This window comes from Paenibacillus sp. TSA_86.1 (assembly GCF_052691815.1).
The window spans coordinates 296,253-315,113 of sequence record NZ_JBQZGE010000002.1 but is presented as its reverse complement, the minus strand read 5'-3'; the positions used below and the strand labels follow the sequence as shown (position 1 = coordinate 315,113).

At 42.5% G+C, this 18,861-nt stretch carries 11 protein-coding genes; 9 read left to right on the top strand and 2 right to left on the bottom strand.

Annotation, left to right across the window (positions count from 1 at the left end; translation table 11 throughout):
• Nucleotides 1–98 precede the first annotated feature (98 nt).
• The gene (locus ACUTVW_RS07510) at nucleotides 99–1,715 is read left to right on the top strand and encodes a methyl-accepting chemotaxis protein (protein WP_445645194.1); all 1,617 of its coding nucleotides are present in this window, start codon (nucleotides 99–101) and stop codon (nucleotides 1,713–1,715) included.
• 217 nt (nucleotides 1,716–1,932) lie between these two features.
• Nucleotides 1,933–3,342 (top strand): MFS transporter, encoded by a 1,410-nt coding sequence (locus ACUTVW_RS07505; protein WP_445645193.1) that lies wholly within the window; start codon nucleotides 1,933–1,935, stop codon nucleotides 3,340–3,342.
• A gap of 119 nt (nucleotides 3,343–3,461) precedes the next feature.
• Here ACUTVW_RS07505 and ACUTVW_RS07500 read toward each other — a convergent pair whose 3' ends face one another.
• Nucleotides 3,462–4,661, bottom strand: a complete 1,200-nt coding sequence (locus ACUTVW_RS07500; protein WP_445645192.1) for a helix-turn-helix domain-containing protein — start codon at nucleotides 4,659–4,661, stop codon at nucleotides 3,462–3,464.
• A gap of 199 nt (nucleotides 4,662–4,860) precedes the next feature.
• On the opposite strand from ACUTVW_RS07500, the gene ACUTVW_RS07495 reads away from it, so the two are divergent.
• From ACUTVW_RS07495 to ACUTVW_RS07470, 6 genes are all read left to right on the top strand, one after another.
• Nucleotides 4,861–7,317: a glycoside hydrolase family 3 C-terminal domain-containing protein gene (locus ACUTVW_RS07495; RefSeq protein ID WP_445645191.1), complete on the top strand. Its 2,457-nt coding sequence runs from the start codon at nucleotides 4,861–4,863 to the stop codon at nucleotides 7,315–7,317.
• Nucleotides 7,318–7,354: 37 nt separating this feature from the next.
• The gene (locus tag ACUTVW_RS07490) at nucleotides 7,355–8,890 is read left to right on the top strand and encodes an NAD-dependent epimerase/dehydratase family protein (protein ID WP_445645190.1); all 1,536 of its coding nucleotides are present in this window, start codon (nucleotides 7,355–7,357) and stop codon (nucleotides 8,888–8,890) included.
• Between the two features lie 27 nt (nucleotides 8,891–8,917).
• On the top strand, nucleotides 8,918–11,515 hold the full coding sequence (locus ACUTVW_RS07485) for a family 78 glycoside hydrolase catalytic domain (protein WP_445645189.1): 2,598 nt from the start codon (nucleotides 8,918–8,920) through the stop codon (nucleotides 11,513–11,515).
• 185 nt (nucleotides 11,516–11,700) lie between these two features.
• A complete protein-coding gene (locus tag ACUTVW_RS07480) occupies nucleotides 11,701–12,630 on the top strand; it encodes an ABC transporter permease (protein ID WP_441930183.1) in 930 nt (309 codons plus the stop codon).
• Nucleotides 12,631–12,641: 11 nt separating this feature from the next.
• Nucleotides 12,642–13,517, top strand: coding sequence for a carbohydrate ABC transporter permease (locus tag ACUTVW_RS07475; RefSeq protein ID WP_445645188.1), 876 nt, complete (start codon nucleotides 12,642–12,644; stop codon nucleotides 13,515–13,517).
• Nucleotides 13,518–13,536: 19 nt separating this feature from the next.
• Nucleotides 13,537–15,240, top strand: a complete 1,704-nt coding sequence (locus ACUTVW_RS07470; RefSeq protein WP_445645187.1) for a sugar ABC transporter — start codon at nucleotides 13,537–13,539, stop codon at nucleotides 15,238–15,240.
• A 103-nt stretch (nucleotides 15,241–15,343) separates the two neighbouring features.
• Here ACUTVW_RS07470 and ACUTVW_RS07465 read toward each other — a convergent pair whose 3' ends face one another.
• The gene (locus ACUTVW_RS07465; RefSeq protein WP_445645186.1) at nucleotides 15,344–17,026 is read right to left on the bottom strand and encodes a histidine kinase; all 1,683 of its coding nucleotides are present in this window, start codon (nucleotides 17,024–17,026) and stop codon (nucleotides 15,344–15,346) included.
• Nucleotides 17,027–17,205: 179 nt separating this feature from the next.
• Here ACUTVW_RS07465 and ACUTVW_RS07460 point away from each other — a divergent pair, with 179 nt between their 5' ends.
• Complete coding sequence (locus ACUTVW_RS07460; protein ID WP_445645185.1) at nucleotides 17,206–18,849, top strand: hypothetical protein; 1,644 nt, start codon at nucleotides 17,206–17,208, stop codon at nucleotides 18,847–18,849.
• Nucleotides 18,850–18,861: the final 12 nt, after the last annotated feature.

The window sequence follows — 18,861 nt, the reverse complement described above, 5'->3', positions numbered from 1 at the left end:
AGGCGACTTTTATCCTTTGTATAGCCTTTCCCTTAACTCGTACATGCATAAAGGCATAATAATTACAAATATGTAACTTTAGAGAAGGTGGATATCAAATGAGTATTCGCAAGAAAATGCTATTTGCGTTTGGGACTGTTATTGTACTTTATCTCGTAGCGCTAAGTTACCAAAATTACAAATCTTTAATCCAAAATGAAAAGTTAGAAGAGATACGAAAAGTTCAGTTTACCTCCTCGCTGAAAGCACAGGAGATGCAGGAGAGTCTGATGGAATACCAGGTTCAAATGATGCTTCCAGCAATCGGATATGCGTCTAAAGAATCCGTTGAAGAAGCAAGTGCACAATTGTTAGCAAAGTTCAAGCAAGCTTTGCAAGAGTATTCTGCATTGAATCCATCCGAAAAAAATGAAGTAGATCAGATTCAGGAAGCATACTCCAGTTACATTGACCAAGGTCAATTGGAGGGGGGACAGAAACTAAACGAATTAATCCTTGGATTAAAATCCAAAAGTGTGATTGATGTGAATTCCAATATTCATACCTTGATCACGTCCAACAAAAATGCATTTTGGCAGTCCGTCACATATCAGTTATTCGTGACTTTACTTGTTATCGTCATCTCACTGCTACTCGCGCGTTCCATTATTAAGCCTACGGAACGTCTCGTTAAAGGAACGGAACGGATTCATAATGGAGATTTAAGCCAGTCATTTCAATCAAGCGCTTCAGATGAGATTGGCAAACTTGCAAATATGTTTGAAGTCATGCGAACCGGTCTTACAGGCTTCATTCGTTCAGCCCAGGATAATTCAAATGTGGTTGTACATACAAGCCAGCTTCTAATAAACAATTTGGAGAATTCTTCCAGTTCAATGAGGAAAATCGCTCAGTCGGCAACTGCCGTTTCAGACGGAGCGCTTGTACAACTTCAGTCAGCAGAAGAAACGGTGCGAGCCATAGATGAAGTAGCCCGGGGCATTGCTCTGATCAGTGAGTCAAATAATGAAGCTACAGAATGTTCATCTATGACTGAACAACAAGCTCGAAAGGGAGAGGAACTTTTACAGAACGTTAAGCTCCGCATTGACCTCTTTAATCGCACGATGGATGAAATAGAAAGCTCTGTTGCAAAAATGAATCAGCATTCCTTTACTATTCAAGAAATCGTTCAACTTATAGCGACAGTTGCTCGTCAAACGGAATTGCTCGCTCTTAACGCAGGTATAGAGGCTGCAAGAAGCGGGGAACAAGGAAGAGGCTTTTCCGTTGTTGCAAGTGAAATTCGTTCACTGGCAGATCAAACCCGTCAATCGTTAAGTAACATATTCGATACGATCAGCCACATTCAGGAAGATACGGTTTCAGCAAGCACTAGCGTAGCTCAAGGAAAAAAAGAGTTGGCACAAACGATAAATGCAGTAGAACAAGCAGGTCAAGCATTCGAAATGATTCTTGAATCTGCCAAAGACGTTGCCAGTCAGATGCAAGAGATCTCTTCTGCTTCTGAGCAGTTATCCGCAAGTTCCGAGGAGGTCAGCGCTTCAATGCAGCATTTAGCTTCTATTGCCAAACAAGCGCATACAGAAAGCACAACGATGGTTCAGGCCGTTGAACATCAGATGGTCATTGCAGAAGAAATACAGCATTTTTCCGATAACATCCGAGGTTCCGCTTTTAATATGAGAGATCAAATATCCAGTTACAAAACCTGATATATATGAGGATGAGGGCATAAATAGAAAATGAAAAGAATCGGGAGAGTTGATACTACATTCGAACTGTTGCATTCAGTTAAACCAATCATTTAGATTACGTTATTCCATATTTGTTATGCGTTATATCCCTCCCATCATAGAGTTATTAAAATAAAGATATAAGATAGAGGGCTCATTCGAGCGCTAAACCAACCAGATACCGGAGGGAAACAGCATGGGAACCATAGTAAACAAACAACCCATCGTAACCGAGAACGTTAAGCCCAATCAACCTGAACGAGAAATCCCGACACGCAGATTACTTGGAGACTCCATGGGTCAATTTGGTCTTAACATCTCCAGCGGCTTGCTTGGCTTAATTACGTATTATTATACCGATGTAGTCGGTGTATCCGCTGCAATTGTCGGTACAGTACTACTGTTAACTAAAATATTGGATGCGTTTGCAGACGTAGGAATGGGAGTGCTTGTGGACCGCACCAAGTCGAAATACGGGCAGGCTCGTCCATGGCTTCGCTGGATGACCATCCCTTTGTTCGTCTCGCTGCTGCTCGTGTTTTCTGTTCCCGACATCAGTCCAACAGGAAAAATTATTTATGCTGTCGTGACCAATCTTATTTTTTATCTTTTTGTGTATACACCAACATCTATTCCTTATTCAAGCCTAATGGCACTAACGACACGTAACAACTATGAACGTTCATTGATGGGGATTTTCCGCTCCGCAGGAGGATATTTGTCCGGTATGATTGTTGCCATTGCTTTCATTCCCGTGGTAACAGCTATGGGGGGAGGAAGAAAGGAATGGACGATCTTAGCCGGTGTATTTGCTGCCGTTGCTGCCATCGGTATATTCGTTGCCTTTTTATCCAACAAAGAAAAGTATAATAATGTTCAATTGGATGAACTTGGTTTTTTTCAGGATAAAGTTCCGCTGTCACAAGGCCTTAAAATGTTGTTTGCAAATAAGTACTGGGTTCAAATCCTCATCGTGATGACAGTTGTAAATGTATTGTTTGCTCTTAACGTAGCCGCAGGAAGCTATTTTGCCAAATACATTTGGGGAAATGTCAGCCTGGTTGGTTTGATGGGGGCAATCGGTTTGATACCCGTTATTATCGGGTTTTCACTCTCCGGACCTTTCATCAAACGTTTTGGGAAACGGAATACAGCCTTGGGCGGCATTATTATAGCGTTAATCGCGGCTGTGATCAGACTGATCTCACCGGAAAGCATTATTCTGGGACTGGTCTGCTCCATCTTTCAGGCTCTTGGCACGATTCCGCTTATGGCCGTGGGTACAGCTCTGACGACGGATACGATCGAATACGGGGAATGGAAGTTCAATAAACGTCTGGTTGGATTGACCAATAGTGTTATCGCATTTGGTTCCAAAGTAGGAACAGCAGTTGGAACCGCTATGATCGGTTGGCTGCTTGCATTAGGAGGATATGTCGAGCAGGCTGCTACACAGGGAGCAGGAGCTAAACAAGCGATTATTGCCCTGAACATTTACGTTCCTATTTTCATTTTGCTTATTCTTGCTGTGGCCTTGTATAAATATAAGCTTGATAAAGAATATCCTAAGATCATTCAAGAATTGGATGCCCGAAAACAAGCCTGATTCATTAGAAAAAGAAGCTCTCCCATAAGGGAAAGCTTCTTTTGTTGTAAACCGTTTTAAATACATTCAAATTAGAAGTTAAACTCTACTGACTCAAGATATTTAATGCAATATTAGGATTATTTATTCTGACGCACACCATGGCTGCTCTGCTGCCTGAAGTGAGCAGGTGTAATATTTAAGGATTTTTTGAATACGGTCTGGAAGTGACTTTGGCTGGAAAAACAAAGATAGTTGCTAATTTCACTAATGGGTTTGTTCGTATAAACAAGCAAATTCTGAGCTTCCTTTAGCTTGCAATCCATAATAAATTGATGCAGGCTTTTACCGATCTTTTTTTTGAAAGTAGTTGAGAGGTAGGTACGACTGTAACCGAAATGTTTTGCCACGTGATCAACGGTCAAATTCTGATGCACATTATTAAAAATATATTGAATCAGACTTCGCATGCTTACGTCATTTTCTGTATCGTACCTTGCGGCTTGGACCCTCCTGGCTAAATTAAACAATGCTTCTTTCATAAAATTTTGAATGGATTCAGGAGTCGATAATTGTTCAATCTCTTGGAGATAGAGGTCGGATAACTGAAAAGCAACTTCTGTGTCTAATTGACCTCGAATGGCGGCTCGTGTAGCCAGTGCAATCGCAACGATAGACGTATTTTTCGTCTGACGAATAGTGTTGCCAGCGGTCATACCCTCATGGACCATAAATGGCTGTTCCAAAAATTGTTTAAGGCCAACCTCATTACCGTTCTCAATGTAATAACACATCCGGTTTTCAATCTCGTAGGAATTGTTAAAATATAAGTTTTCTTTATTCTCGTAAATTCGTTTTGTTTGCTCGTTGTTAATTTCCTTCATTGAATTCTTTTGAAGTAAGTCCAAGTAACTCATCTCTTGGCCGTTCACAAAATAATGAATGGTCACAAGATGATTTAGAAATTGCTGCAGCGGCATTGGTATGATCTGCTTTAGAAAACTTTCGAAGTTTGCTTCATCTTGACCGGAAACGACAAAGGCTTTTTTAGCGATACGCAGTGTGTCTTTCAAATAAGGTGTTTGACTGACGGGTCCGACAAGAATGACATGGCCCGGAAGGGAGCTAACTTTGATCGCACCATAATAAGCAAAGAAGGAAGTAGACAAATATGTAACCTCTTCGTGTGAAAGCAAAAGCTCAGAGAGATACTCAAGTGGCGGATGAGTTAATTCACTCTGAGCAGGATGACTAAATTTATGGTGCTGATGGTTATACAAATACGTCGGAATCAATGTAGATTGGTATAGAAATTTCAATGTTTTTTGTAAGCTCTTCAACAAAATTTCCTCCAGTATAAACGAATGAATGGAGTGCCAGCATTCTAATTATTCATATCAAAATAGCAAACTCGTCCGAGACAGTCAATATATTTTAAGAACAAATCTGAAATTTTAAGTACAGATATGAAAGATAGCACTTCCATAATGGAATACAATAAATCTTAACTAATGCATCCGGAGCGAAGGGAGAAAAATCATGCAGACCGTTGATGAACTGATTCAACGTATGACGGTAGAAGAAAAAGCGGCTTTAATGGCTGGTGTGGATTTTTGGAAAACAAATCCAATCCCGAGATTGTCCATACCATCTATATATATGACGGATGGGCCTTGCGGCTTACGCAAACAAGGAGAGAAGGCAGACCATCTCGGTCTAAACAACAGTGAGGAAACAACATCTTTTCCCACAGGAGTTACGCTTGCTGCCAGCTGGAACCCGGACAATATTCGTAAGATGGGTGCAGCTATAGCGAAGGAGTGTCACCATTTCGGGGTTAATATTCTCCTTGGTCCTGCTGTTAACATTAAAAGAAATCCCAAGTGCGGCAGAAACTTCGAATATTTCTCTGAAGACCCTTACCTCTCGGGAATTCTTGGCTGCGCTTTTGTCGAGAGTGTTCAAAATGAAGGGATTGGAGTCTCACTGAAACATTTCGCTGTAAATAACAACGAAAATTATCGTTTCATGGGAGATTCTGTGTTGGATGAGCGTGCATTACATGAGATCTATCTCAGAGCATTTGAGCGAATTGTCAAAAACACAAAGCCAGTAACTGTGATGAGTGCATACAACAAGATTAATGGTGTCTTCTGCTCTGAAAATCACAGACTATTGACTGAAATTCTAAGAGAAGAATGGGGTTTTGATGGTGCGGTGATCAGTGACTGGGGTGCTGTATCTGATCGGGTAGATGGCATTAAGGCAGGAATGGATCTGGAGATGCCAGGTGATTGCGAATATTTTAGAAAGTCAATTATAGATGCAGTTGATAGTGGTGAATTACCGATTTCTTCGCTGGATCAGTCGGTGAGCAATATTTTGAATCTGATTCGGCGTACACACGATATTCAGTACAGCCTTGCTTTTGACAGAGAAAAACATCATAACCTGTCAGGTGAAATCGCAGCCGATAGTGCTGTTCTTATGAAAAACGATGGCATCCTGCCATTAGATCCATTGCAAAACTATGTTGTCATTGGTGAATTGTTTGAGAAGATGCGTTTTCAGGGGGCCGGAAGCTCTTTGATCAACCCGAGCAAGCTTACTTCGCCAAAAACTGCTTTTGATCAACGCGGCATCCGCTACGATTATGCAAGTGGCTACAGAGAGTCCGAGTTTGAATCAGAACCGGAATATGTTAGTTCAGCTATGGCAAAGGCACAGTCGGCTGATGTTGTCTTATTCTTCGCAGGACAAACCGATTATACAGAAAGTGAAGGCTATGACCGGGAGTCGATGACATTACCTGATAATCAACTTGCTCTCCTGCGCAAGCTGGTCCAGCTGAACAAAAAAATTGTTCTTGTATTATTTGGGGGTTCACCTGTCGAATTGCCTTTTGAAGATGAGGTTCATGCAATTTTGAACATGTACTTGCCTGGTCAAGCGGGGGGTGAAGCTGCGGCTCAACTCCTTTTCGGAGAAAAAAGTCCTTCCGGAAAGCTCGCTGAGACATGGATGAACAGTTATACAGACGTACCCTTTGGTGAACAGTTTGTGCAGCAGAAGTCAGAGCTTTACAAGGAATCCATCTATGTAGGCTACCGCTATTATGATTTTTTGCAAGGAAAAGGTGTACGCTATCCGTTTGGTCATGGACTTAGTTATACACAGTTTGCTTATGAATCGCTGCAAGTCCAGCAAGATTCAGAAACCTTCATAGTCACATGTGAAATCTCGAATACCGGGCACATAGAGGGCGGAGAAATCGTACAGGTATATGTTGCAAACCCAACCTCAGATGTGTTTAAGCCTGCCAAGGAACTTCGTGCTTTTGGCAAAGTATATTTGAAGCCTGGTGAAAAAAAGCAAGTGAACATGAGCTTTACTCTAAATGATCTCGCTTACTATCATGTGGACCGGAAAGAGTGGGTTGTAGAAAATGGGGATTATCAGGTCTTGGTTGCTGCTTCCGCAGCAGATATTCGCTTGTCAGCCAGCATTTCTATCACCAGCCAGCCTGACATTGCAAGCCCGTATTCTCGCGAAAAATTAAAGCATTACTTTTCTCCCCATTTGTTATCCCAAGTGAGCATGGAAGAATTTGAAATTCTACTTGGCAGGAAAGTAACAGAATCATCGAACAAACAATTAACGAAATATACTCTGGATTCCAGATTGGATGAATTGCGGGAATCCTTTATAGGAAATTTATTTTATACATCGGTTATCGGTATTGGCAAAAAACAGTTTAAGCGATCACAAAAGATGCCTGAAGGTCCCGAGCGGGACATGGAGCGCAAAAATGGCATGTTTCTGATGAAAATGATGCCGAACAACAGCATTCGTTCCATGTCGGTATCGAGTACAGGCCGTTTTGGCTACCATATCGCAGCCGGGCTGATTGACATACTGAATGGTCAGATCATGCAAGGCATCAAACGAATGCTTCGAAAAGAACGTTTGTCCCCTCTTCCGAAAGACCAGAAGTGACTATATCTTAAATCACGAACATACAGGAGGAAACAACATGAGTCAGACCATGATCAGCAAAAAACGTGTTTTTATTACTGGTGCATCCGGTGGCATGGGACAGGAAAGCCTGAAAAGAATGATCAAAGACAGCCATCTGTATGACATTGTTACGTTGTGTCTGGATACGGAAAAGGATCGCAAGGCCCTGGAGCCTTATCAAGAGTTGAACGAAGTAACGATAAAGTATGGAGACATACTGGACTATGAAAAAGTGCTTGAATGTGTCAAAGATGTAGATTTGATTCTGCACATTGCTGCATTTGTGTCACCTGCTGCAGATTATTTTCCCAAGAAAGCTATGCAAATTAATTATGGTGCCGTCAAAAATCTGGTGAGTGCTATATACGAACATGGCCAAGAGGACCATACCAAGCTGGTATTTATCGGAACCATCGCAGAGACCGGTGATCGCATGCCACCTATCCATTGGGGGCGAGTAGGTGATCCCCTTAAACCAAGCATGTTTGACTATTATGCCGTTTCTAAAATTGCAGCCGAGCGTCTTGTGATTGAATCCGGGCTCAAATACTGGGTAAGCCTGCGCCAAACCGGAATTATGGGACCCGCCATGAGTAAAATTATGGATGCGATTATGTTTCACAACTGTCTGGACAACGTCCTGGAGTATGTATCCGACCGTGACTCTGGCAGAATGATGGAGAATTTGTGCAATTATGAGTTTACAGGCAAGCTGCCAGAGGATTTCTGGTGTCATGTTTACAATATAGGAGGCGGAGAATCCTGCCGTGTCAGTACCTTTGAGATGTACCAAAAACTCTACGGGGCAATTGGTTTCAAAAACCTTGACCATGTGATTAATCCGAAATGGTATGCCACTCGTAATTTTCACGGACAGTACTACCTCGATTCGGACAAGCTAAACGATTATTTGCATTTCCGTCAGGACGGTATGGATTATTTTTATCGTTGTTACCTTGAAAATCTGGGTTCTCAGGCAACCGCGGCGAAAATTCTGTGTAAACTGCCGTTTGGCGAACGAATCATGGGAACTGTCATGAAAAAAATATTTGAAAAACCGGCCCGAACGGAACATGGCACATTGCGGTTCATCGAAGAGAATGTGGAAGACCACATTGATGCGTATTGGGGCAGTAAAGAGGCATGGAACAGCATCCCTGATAAATTAAGCGAGTTCCAGCATTTCAAAGACTGGAACACCGTAGTTCATATTGATCATGGATACGATGACACCAAACCTGAGAGGGATCTCGGAATTAATGATGTAAAGTCGGCCGCTGCATTTCGGGGAGGACAATGCTTGTCCTCAGAGATGGAAAAAGGAAACTGGAGAAATAAATTGAGTTTTACATGTGCATTTGGACATACATTCCAAGCCAGTCCGAAACTGGTGCTGCATGCGGGTCATTGGTGCCCTGAATGTGAACGTGAGAGTTGGAATTATGCTGAACGTGCAAAAATAGATCCATTTTTTGCTCAAGTATGGACTCCGTTACATGCTCCGAATGAGACCAGAGTTTATAAAAAAATAGTTTCCGAGCTGGATGTATAATATTTTGACAAGGCAGGAGAGGCCATAATGTTAATGCTATCTTCCATAAAGATCAACGGATTGGAATTCGGCTGTATTACAGATCATGCACCCATGATTTCGTTTGCACTTTCTTCAGATCGAGCTGGAGAAAAGTTGCAAGAAGCCATCATTGAAGTTGGTGACTGGCGTGTGACCACCACAGATCAGATTAACAATCTTTACACCGGGCCGCTAAAACCGCATACGGAATATCATGTCAGGATCATAGCAACCGGAACCAGTGGAGAACAGGCAGAGCATTTTGCTTTATTCAAGACAGGCAGAATGGGTACAAAATGGTCTGCTCAATGGATTACCGATATGTCCTACGATTTCCCTAAAAAGGTTTCTCCTGTACCTATGACGTTTCGCCGTAACTTTGAACTCACGCAGACGGTGACAAGGGCGTGGATAAACGTAACGGCACTGGGGGTATATGAACTTGCTCTGAATGGTGAAAAGGTGGGAGAAGATTACTTTGCTCCAGGGTTTACTTCATATGATCATCAGATCCAGTACCAGACCTATGATGTTACACATCAACTGAAATCATCAAACGCAGTCACAGCTGTAGTAGCAGGGGGATGGGCTGTCGGTTCATTTAATTATGTTCGCAAAAATAAAATTAGTGCTGATCGTCAAGCATTATTGCTGGAATTGTACATTGAGTATACAGACGGTACATCAGATTTAATCGTTACCGATCCAACGTGGGAAGTTACTCTGCATGGAAACTATCGTATGGCAGAATGGTATGACGGTGAACATTATGATGCCGCTATTGATTTGGACCTTGTTCGATGGAAGCCGGTAGATATAACCCGCCCTCGCAAAAATCCGGAACTATTAGCGCAGTATGGTTTGCCCGTGCGTGTACAGGAAGAATTGAAACCGGTATCCCGCACAGTAGCACCGAGTGGTGAAATCATCTATGATTTTGGTCAAAACTTTGCAGGCGTAATCACAGCCAAAATTGTAGGAAAACACAATCAAAAGATTGTGTTCCGACACGCTGAAGTATTGGTAGAACAGGAACTCTTCGTAAAATCTTTACGTACCGCGAAGGCTGCTGCGACATATGTTTGTCTGGAAGGAGAGCAAACGTATTCACCTCGGTTGACTTATATGGGGTTTCGTTATGTGGGTTTGACCGGGATAGATCCGGACCAGATTGAACTGTCGGCTTACGTGTTGCATTCTGATTTCAAGGAGATTGGTCATTTTTCATGTTCCAATCCACTGTTAACACAGCTTCAGAGTAACATTCGATGGGGTGGGCGCTCCAACTTTGTTGATATTCCAACAGACTGTCCGCAACGGGATGAACGTCAGGGATGGACAGGGGATATTGCTGTTTTTGCTTCAACAGCTTGTTTTAACTTTGACATGAGCCGATTCTTTGATAAATGGTTGATGGATATGCGTGCAGAACAATCCAAAGGTGGCGGATTTCCTATGGTTATTCCCCGAGGTGGAGATCACTGGCCTGCAATGGCTAATTCATGTTGGGGAGACAGCAGTATTCTGGTCCCTTGGGCTGAATACTTGGCACGCGGCAATAAACAGGTTCTTGAAAAACAATATGATTCCATGAAGAAATTTCTAAAAGCAGCGAAATGGTGGTCTTCTTTCCTAGCCGTCTCGCCTGCAGATCGTTATGTTTGGCGTTTCCCGTTCCATTTTGGCGACTGGGCTGCACCGGAAGGAGATGCCAAAGCATGGATTAAAAAAGGGAAATGGGTAGGCACCGCTTATTTCGCTAACTCGTGTGGCATTATGGCAAAGATTGCTTCCATTCTAGGGCACACCGAAGATGTATCCTATTACTACGATTTAAGAAAAAAAATTATTACCGCGTACCGGAAGGTATTTACTGATAAACAGGGGAATATGAAAGAAGAATTTCAGACGGCCTATGTGCTCCCCCTTCATTTTGGTATGACGGAAGGTGAGGAAACAAAGCAAATGGTGAATAATTTGACTCGATTAATTCACGAAGCTGGAAATCACCTTACAACAGGCTTTACCGGAACCCCTTATCTGCTATTTGCCCTCTCTGACAATGGACAGCTTGACGCTGCATATGAACTGCTGTTACAGGAGGAATGTCCATCCTGGCTATACGAGGTGAAGGCTGGAGGGACAACGATCTGGGAACGCTGGGATGCACTCAGACCTGATGGAACTGTAAATATTGAGGAACTAAGCGGCAATAAGTCAGCAGAAGAATCGAATGGAGGAATGGTTTCCTTTAATCATTACGCGAATGGAGCTGTGGGCGATTGGCTTTATAAAAGGCTGGCAGGTCTGGAGCCCACCAGCGGCGGATATCAGACTTTCCGAGTCGCTCCTATGATTGGCGGAGGTATTACATGGGCTAAAGCCTCTACAGTTACACCTTACGGCCTGGCAAGTGTAGACTGGAAACGGGATGAACATCTATTCCATGTTGAGGTTACAGTTCCCGTTTCTACAACATGCTCTTTGCACATGCCCAATGGAGAGATACACATTTTGACGAGTGGACAGCACAGCTTTCAATGCTCCTTGAGTACAAACGCTCTTTCCAAAAATAGTTATAAAGAGCAGCCTGTCGTACATTAGGTTGGCCCATAGAACGATATACGTAATGAAGTCGCCGGTATGGCGGCTTTTTTACGATAAGCATTTTCAACTATAAGTTAAGAAAACGCTATTCATCCTTTGTATTGCATTATATCCTGCAGACTTGTATGCGCTTACAATAAATCCAGCAATACTATTCTACATCAGACATGAGGAGGTCTCAAATGGAGTTGGCAGCCCCAAAAAAGGACAAAATGAAAATCAATAGACGAGGAGATCGCTGGCAGCTCTACCTAATGTTAAGCCCCGCCGTACTATTGGTTCTTGTATTTGTTTACATGCCCCTGGGCGGACTAGTCATGGCGTTTCAGGATTACAAACCTTATCTGGGGATAACGGGATCCGAATGGGTAGGCATGGAACATTTCAAATTTCTATTTGAATATCCAGACAGCGTGCAAGTCATCTGGAATACACTTCGGATCGCGGTGTTAAAACTGGTTTTTGGTTTTATTTCGACGATGGGCTTTGCACTGCTGATTAATGAAGTCCGCCGCAAAGTATTAAGAAGTACCGTTCAGACATTTGTTTTTCTCCCACACTTTCTTTCATGGGTTGTTCTAGGCGGCATTTTTATTGAGCTTCTTAACCCGGACAGCGGTCTTGTTAATCAGGCACTGCAGGCATTAGGATTCAACCCCATCTTCTTTCTAGGTGATAACAATTGGTTTCTGTTTACAGTGGTATCGAGTGAAGTGTGGAAAGAGTTTGGATATGGTTCCATCATTTTCCTCGCGGCCATAGTTGGAATCAATCCAGCACTGTATGAAGCAGCTCAGATTGATGGAGCAGGCAAATGGAAACAAATGCTGCATATCACTTTACCATCTCTAATTCCAACGATAGCTGTGGTACTAACACTTTCACTCAGTCAAATACTGAATGCAGGCTTTGATCAAATATTTAATTTATATAACCCTCTGGTATATGAAAAAGGTGATATCATCGATACTTTTGTTTATCGGATCGGTCTGATTGATGGCAACTACAGCTTCTCTACTGCAATCGGTTTATTCAAGTCCATCGTCAGTCTGATTTTAATTCTGGGTGCATACCGGATTGCCTACAAAGTAGCTGACTATAAAATTTTCTAAGGTGGGATCTTATGCAAGTGATGTCTACGCCTCAGCGCTGGTTTCAGACATTTAATAATGTACTCATGATATTACTGGCACTAATTTGTGTTATACCGTTGCTTCATGTTGTTGCGATATCGCTAAGTTCAACAGAAGCCGTTATGGCAAACAGAGTTACTTTTTTTCCGATCGATATCACCTTTAACTCCTATCTGAAAGCACTTGAGAATCCCGCTTTCCTGCCAGCGATATGGATTTCAATACAGCGTACTGTGTTAAGTCTGGTGCTTGGACTTATGATCAACTGTATGGCAGCTTATGTGTTATCCAAAGGCAGCGGGAGAGACGGCATTGCTGGGTACAAACTGTTTGTAGGCCTGTTTGTAGTTGCCATGTTGTTTAATGGCGGTCTGATTCCTACCTATCTGCTCGTCACCAAAATTGGCTTGTATAATTCCATCTGGGCACTTGTGCTTCCAGGTTTGGTCAATGTCTTTTATCTCGTTCTCATCATGAACTTCTTCAAAGCATTACCGAAGGAGATCGAAGAATCTGCTTTTATGGACGGAGCCAATCACTGGCAGGTATTTTTCAACATGTTTCTGCCGCTATCCTTGCCTGTCCTTGCAACCGTAGGACTATTTATGGTGGTGAACGACTGGAATGAATGGTTTGCGGGCTCCATTTATATGAGGGGAGACAATGTACCACTCAGTACGCTCCTCAAATCTCTAATTGCTGTACCGGTTGTCGATGCCAGCAATGTGAATGACATTGCGAAAATTAACAATCGTTCTATTCGGGCAGCTCAGGTCTTAATTGGGGCTATACCGATTTTGCTCATCTATCCTGTGCTTCAAAAGTTTTTCACAGCCGGGATCGTTATCGGTGCGGTAAAAGAATAATTTACTTGGGGGAAAGAGCATGAAAAAACAAAGAAAAATGATGTGGGGATGTCTGCTTCTTGCGATGAGCTTTAGTCTGTTAGCTGCATGCAGCAATAAAGAAGAGACTGCCAAATCGAATGAGCCAGCGAAAGAAATTAAAATTGTGAATGGAAAAATCGAGCCTGCGGTATCGGTAACAATGGTGAGAAGCGAGGACCCTACAGTCAAATTCAAAAATGGTGAAAACTATATGGACAATGTTCATACCCGCTGGGCCAAAGATACGCTCGGCGTAGAAATGAAAACGTTATGGACATCCTCTGCGGTAGATTACGACACTAAGTTGAAGCTAATGTTGTCTTCCGGGGACAAGATACCTGATTTATTCGTCGCTAACTCAAGCCAATCCAACACGATTAACACTTTTATTGACTCAGGAAAATTGCTTGACGTAACAGAAGCATTCGACAAATACGCATCGGATACCTGGAAAGCCGCTCTCGCGGAGGAACCCACCGCTTGGTATCCTTTCATGAAAGATGGCAAAAAATTTGCCATACCGGTACTTCGGCCTACAGCTGGAACACAGTCTGTACTTTGGATCAGACAGGATTGGCTGGATGAGTTAAACCTTAAAGCGCCAACGACATTGGATGAGCTCGAGAAGGTGATGGATGCTTTTGTGAATCAAGATCCAGACGGCAATGGAAAAAAGGACACGTTAGCTCTGGAACTCGCGATGAAAGATCAAGTAGTCGGCTCACCTATGGGTGATACTTCATGGTTCTTTGGAATGTTTGGAGCCATACCGGAACGCTGGTATCCAGACACAGATGGTAACCTCAAGTATGGATCCATTCAACCAGAGGTCAAGTCAGGTTTGAGCAAGCTCAATGAGTGGATGAACAAGGGATACATTGCGAGTGACATTGCTCTGCACGATTTTAATAAAGTAGCCGAGAACGTTGCCTCCGGAAAAGTGGGTATGCTGGGCGGAGAAAACTGGATGATGGTTTATCCGGGATCGATGCTGCTGGCATCCAATCCCAATGCGATTTATAATCCATATCCGATTCCTAAGGGAGCAGATGGAAAAAACATGCGAACAATCGCGGATCCATACACGAGTGCGATCCTGATCAATAAGGATATTTCAGAAGAAGCTCTACAGGCGTTTTTCCATTATCAAAATGCGTTGTACGAGGCATATAACTCAGATGATCCATTGCTATTCAAGGGTTTTCAGGATGGATACGATTATGTGATTGAGAATGGCAAAGCGGTTATGGATGAGAGTAAAATTACAGGTGGCAAAGTTTCAACGATGAAATACACGATTACGGGCTCGGACGCCGTGTATCCTTCCAAACGGTTGGAAGCCAATGTTAAAATGGCTAAAAACGAAACATTGAGTAATCAAGAGTTAGCTGCACTGGCACCAACAGGTATTCTTGGCAATGACACATCAAATCCTTTGGAGGCCTTTTCTTCAAAAGCTTTGCTGGTTGCCATGGATCAAAGTGATATCGATGTACCAGAGTATTTCCAAGGTCCTTCTACCAAAACGATGCTTTCCAGGCAGGAATTATTAACCAAAATGCAGATCGACTCCTATATTGAAATTATTTATGGCAAAAAGCCCGTCGATGAATTCGATTCATTTGTCGCAAAGTGGAAATCATCTGGAGGAGATAAAATTATTAAGGAAGTGAATGAGTGGTATGACACGGTGAAGCAATAATAAGCCAGAGAAAAGGCACTTGGATTAAAACAATCCAGGTGCCTTTGTTTTGATGCGAATTATTGGTTAAACGGAGGAGAATCCATGCGGTCAATTTCATAGCTCAATCCATGTTTTCACTTGGTTGTGGTTCAAGAGACCAATGCAGCTGGACGCGCAGACCACCAAGCGGGCTTTGCTCAAACTCGAGATGTGAACGGACAGGATCATGTATTCTTAGGCGTTCCGAAATGTTCCAGAGCGCACATCCCAACGTATCGATCGGAGGTTTTGCAATCCTGGCCTTAAGTGCAAGGATATCATCCGTACTCATTCCTTTTCCGTCATCATCTATCCTGATACAGAGCCCATGCTCAATACGTTTTATTGAGATCCGTATGAGGCCAGAATCACGCTTTTTTTCAATACCATGAATGATGCTGTTTTCCACCAAAGGCTGAATGAGCAGTTTCGGAATCGGCACAGTCTTTAATTCCTCCGGAATTTCAATCTCATAGGAGAGCCGATCCATACGTAAGCTCTGAATTTTAAGATAGTTGCGTATGATCCCCATCTCTTTTTCCAGGGTTGTCATAGGTTCGTCCAATCGCGTCGTATACCTGAAATATTCAGCCAGATTTTGTGTCATGGCTGTCACCGCTTCCTCATTGCCCAATCGCGTCATATTGTTGATAAAGAAAAGGCAATTATACAGAAAATGAGGATTAATCTGAGCCTGCAGCTGCTTTAACACGGCTTCCCTTGCTACAATTTTCTCTTTATACACTTTTTCAATCAGATCCTCGATTTGCCCAGCCATATCATTAAATTGTCCATATAAAAAATCAAACTCGTTACTGCTCTCCCGCTGTATTCGATAAGAGAAGTCTCCATGCTTCAAAAGTCGAACACCTTTCAACAAAGCGAGGATTGGAATCTGAACTTTACGGAAGAGAACCACAATGATTGTAGTTCCTGCTATAAACAGCATGATACAAGAAGCATAGAACCAGAACTGACTGAAACGAATAGGTTGTAAAGCTCTATCAAGCGGCATGAAGTCAATTAAATACCATCCAAGTTGGTGAGAATATACATAATTCACGATATATTTTTCACCTTTTACGGACACGGTTTCAGAACCGGAAGTTGGTTGAAGATGAGCTGCGATCTCCTTTACAATATTAGATGTTACCGGATTGGCCTGCTTACGTGTGATGGAATTCCCGTTAGTATTATAAAATACAGACTCATTCTCTCCCTGATGGGAGTTCTCAACAATATCTTCAAGGTTACTTCGAGGGAACTCGAGTCGAATAATAGTCTGAGGAATCACTTTATATTTGTAGTATTTATCTGAGGCTTCATCGTAATGCCATCCTGAATTCTTGGAGTTAAAAACAGGAGCTTTCATGCCCATCTCGGAAGAAATAATCCATTGTTTCAAAAGTGTTGAATAGATTGAGATTTTGTTGTTCCATCCTTCTGACAAACTTTGCAGATTAACTTTTGTAGCGATATTCTGAATTAATTGTACCTGCTCGTAGGAGCTCATCACGTCAACAGAACGTAACAAAGCAATGGAGTTGTCTGTTTCCATCGAGATGGATAACATGTTTAACCGGTCCAGGCTTTGATCCAGCGAATTCACTACAAATTGCACACGATTGAGATTATTCGTTTTAATATCCTTCTGCACCGTATCCAGACTGGATTGAACCGAAAAGGTATACATGATAAGAACGGCAACAAGCATAATAAACGTAATTGCTACCATACTCAGAAATGTTCTGTATTTCTCTCTCAATCTGAAATCCCCCTGCCAAGAACTAAATTCACCTAATTGTAGGCTTCTCACTTCTTAATTACAACCCATTTAACTTACATATGGAAGTAAGGTTAAGAATGAATTATGTAATGTTGAAAAAGCGTTATTTAGACTCAATCACTGGCACAATATGATGATAATGAAGGAGCTTAATTTGTATGAACTGGAAACCAATTTATCTTTCTCTTTCATTCTTATGGCTGATCCTGCTCATTGCAGGATGTACTCCTAAGACGCCACAACTTGAGCCCGATAAATCGGCAGTTGTGCTGACAACAGTCAAAATGAATGAACCGACCACCGTCTATAAAAACAGCGAAAATGTTGCAGATAATGTACACATCCGCTGGGCTTATAACACACTCGGTGTAAAAATTCGTACAAAATGGAGTGCTCCAGCTGAAGACTATGATATGAAGCTTCGGCTAATGCTATCTTCCGATGACGTATTACCTGATGTTTTTACGTCGAATGTGATGGATACGGTCAACACGTTTATGCTTTCAGGAAAACTCCTGGATGCAGGAGAAGCCTGGGAGCGTTATGCTTCGCCCACATGGAAAGCAGCAATGGCAGAAGTGCCAGAAGCCTGGAAACCTTTTGAGATCAATGGAAAGCGTATGGCTATTCCGATCATTACGGAGCAAGCATCACAGTCCGTTCTCTGGATTCGCAAGGACTGGCTGGAGCACTTGAATCTCAAAGCTCCTAACAATTTGAACGAACTGGAAACGGTCATGAATGCCTTTACTTATGATGACCCGGACGGAAATGGCATTCAAGACACGTACGGTATTGATTTTGCAATTAAAGACCAGTACGTCGTCTCACCGATAGGGGATATCTCATGGGTATTCGGTGCATATGGAGCGATCGCGAGTATATGGAGCAAAAATGAAAAAGGCCAACTCGTGTATGGAAGTGTCCAGCCTCAGATTAAACAGGCGCTTGCGACATTAAAATCATGGAAAAGGAAAGGTTACATTGGTAATAACCTAGCACTTCAAGACTTTAGCCAAGTGAATCAGAACATCATTGATGGAAAAGTAGGTATGGTTGCTGGCCCCCGATGGTTTGGTGACTATCCTTTCCAACAACTAAAAGCCAAGGACTCGTCAGCCGAGTTTGTACCTTATCCAATTCCCGTTGGAATGGACGGAACCGTAGCTCGCTTAAAAGGAAACTCATACAGTGGAGCTTTGATGATAAGCCGGCATATCTCAGAAGAAGCTTTACAGGCATTCTTCAAGTATCAGAACTATTTATACGAAGCTACAATAACCGATGATCCTTTGTATCTTAGCGCTTATCAAAACGGGTACGATTATGTAATCAACTCGGATGGATCCGTAAATAGCAACAGCAAGGACATTCCTGGAGGAAAAGTAAGCACGTATAAGTACACCCTTATGGGACAATATGCGAGTTATCCTTCCCGAATCAAAGCAGCATCACTGAAAATGGGCCAAGGTAAAACTCTCAATTCCCATGATCGCGCTATATTACTAAGTATGGGGATCGACCCCAAGGATGAAACACAATTTCCTGCCATGCAGGCAGATGCTGTGGAGAATCAACAGAGGCACATTGATCGCAGTAATCTGTTTCAAGGCCCTCCGACCAAAACAATGCAAGCTCGAAACACCTATTTGCAAAAAATTGAAATCGAAACCTTCAACTCGATTATTTATGGAGAGGAGCCACTTGCTGCGTTTGATGAGTTTGTACAAAAGTGGATGAATTCCGGCGGGAGACAAATTACAAAAGAAGTAAACGAGTGGTATCAATCCACGGGAGACTAGATCATTACATCG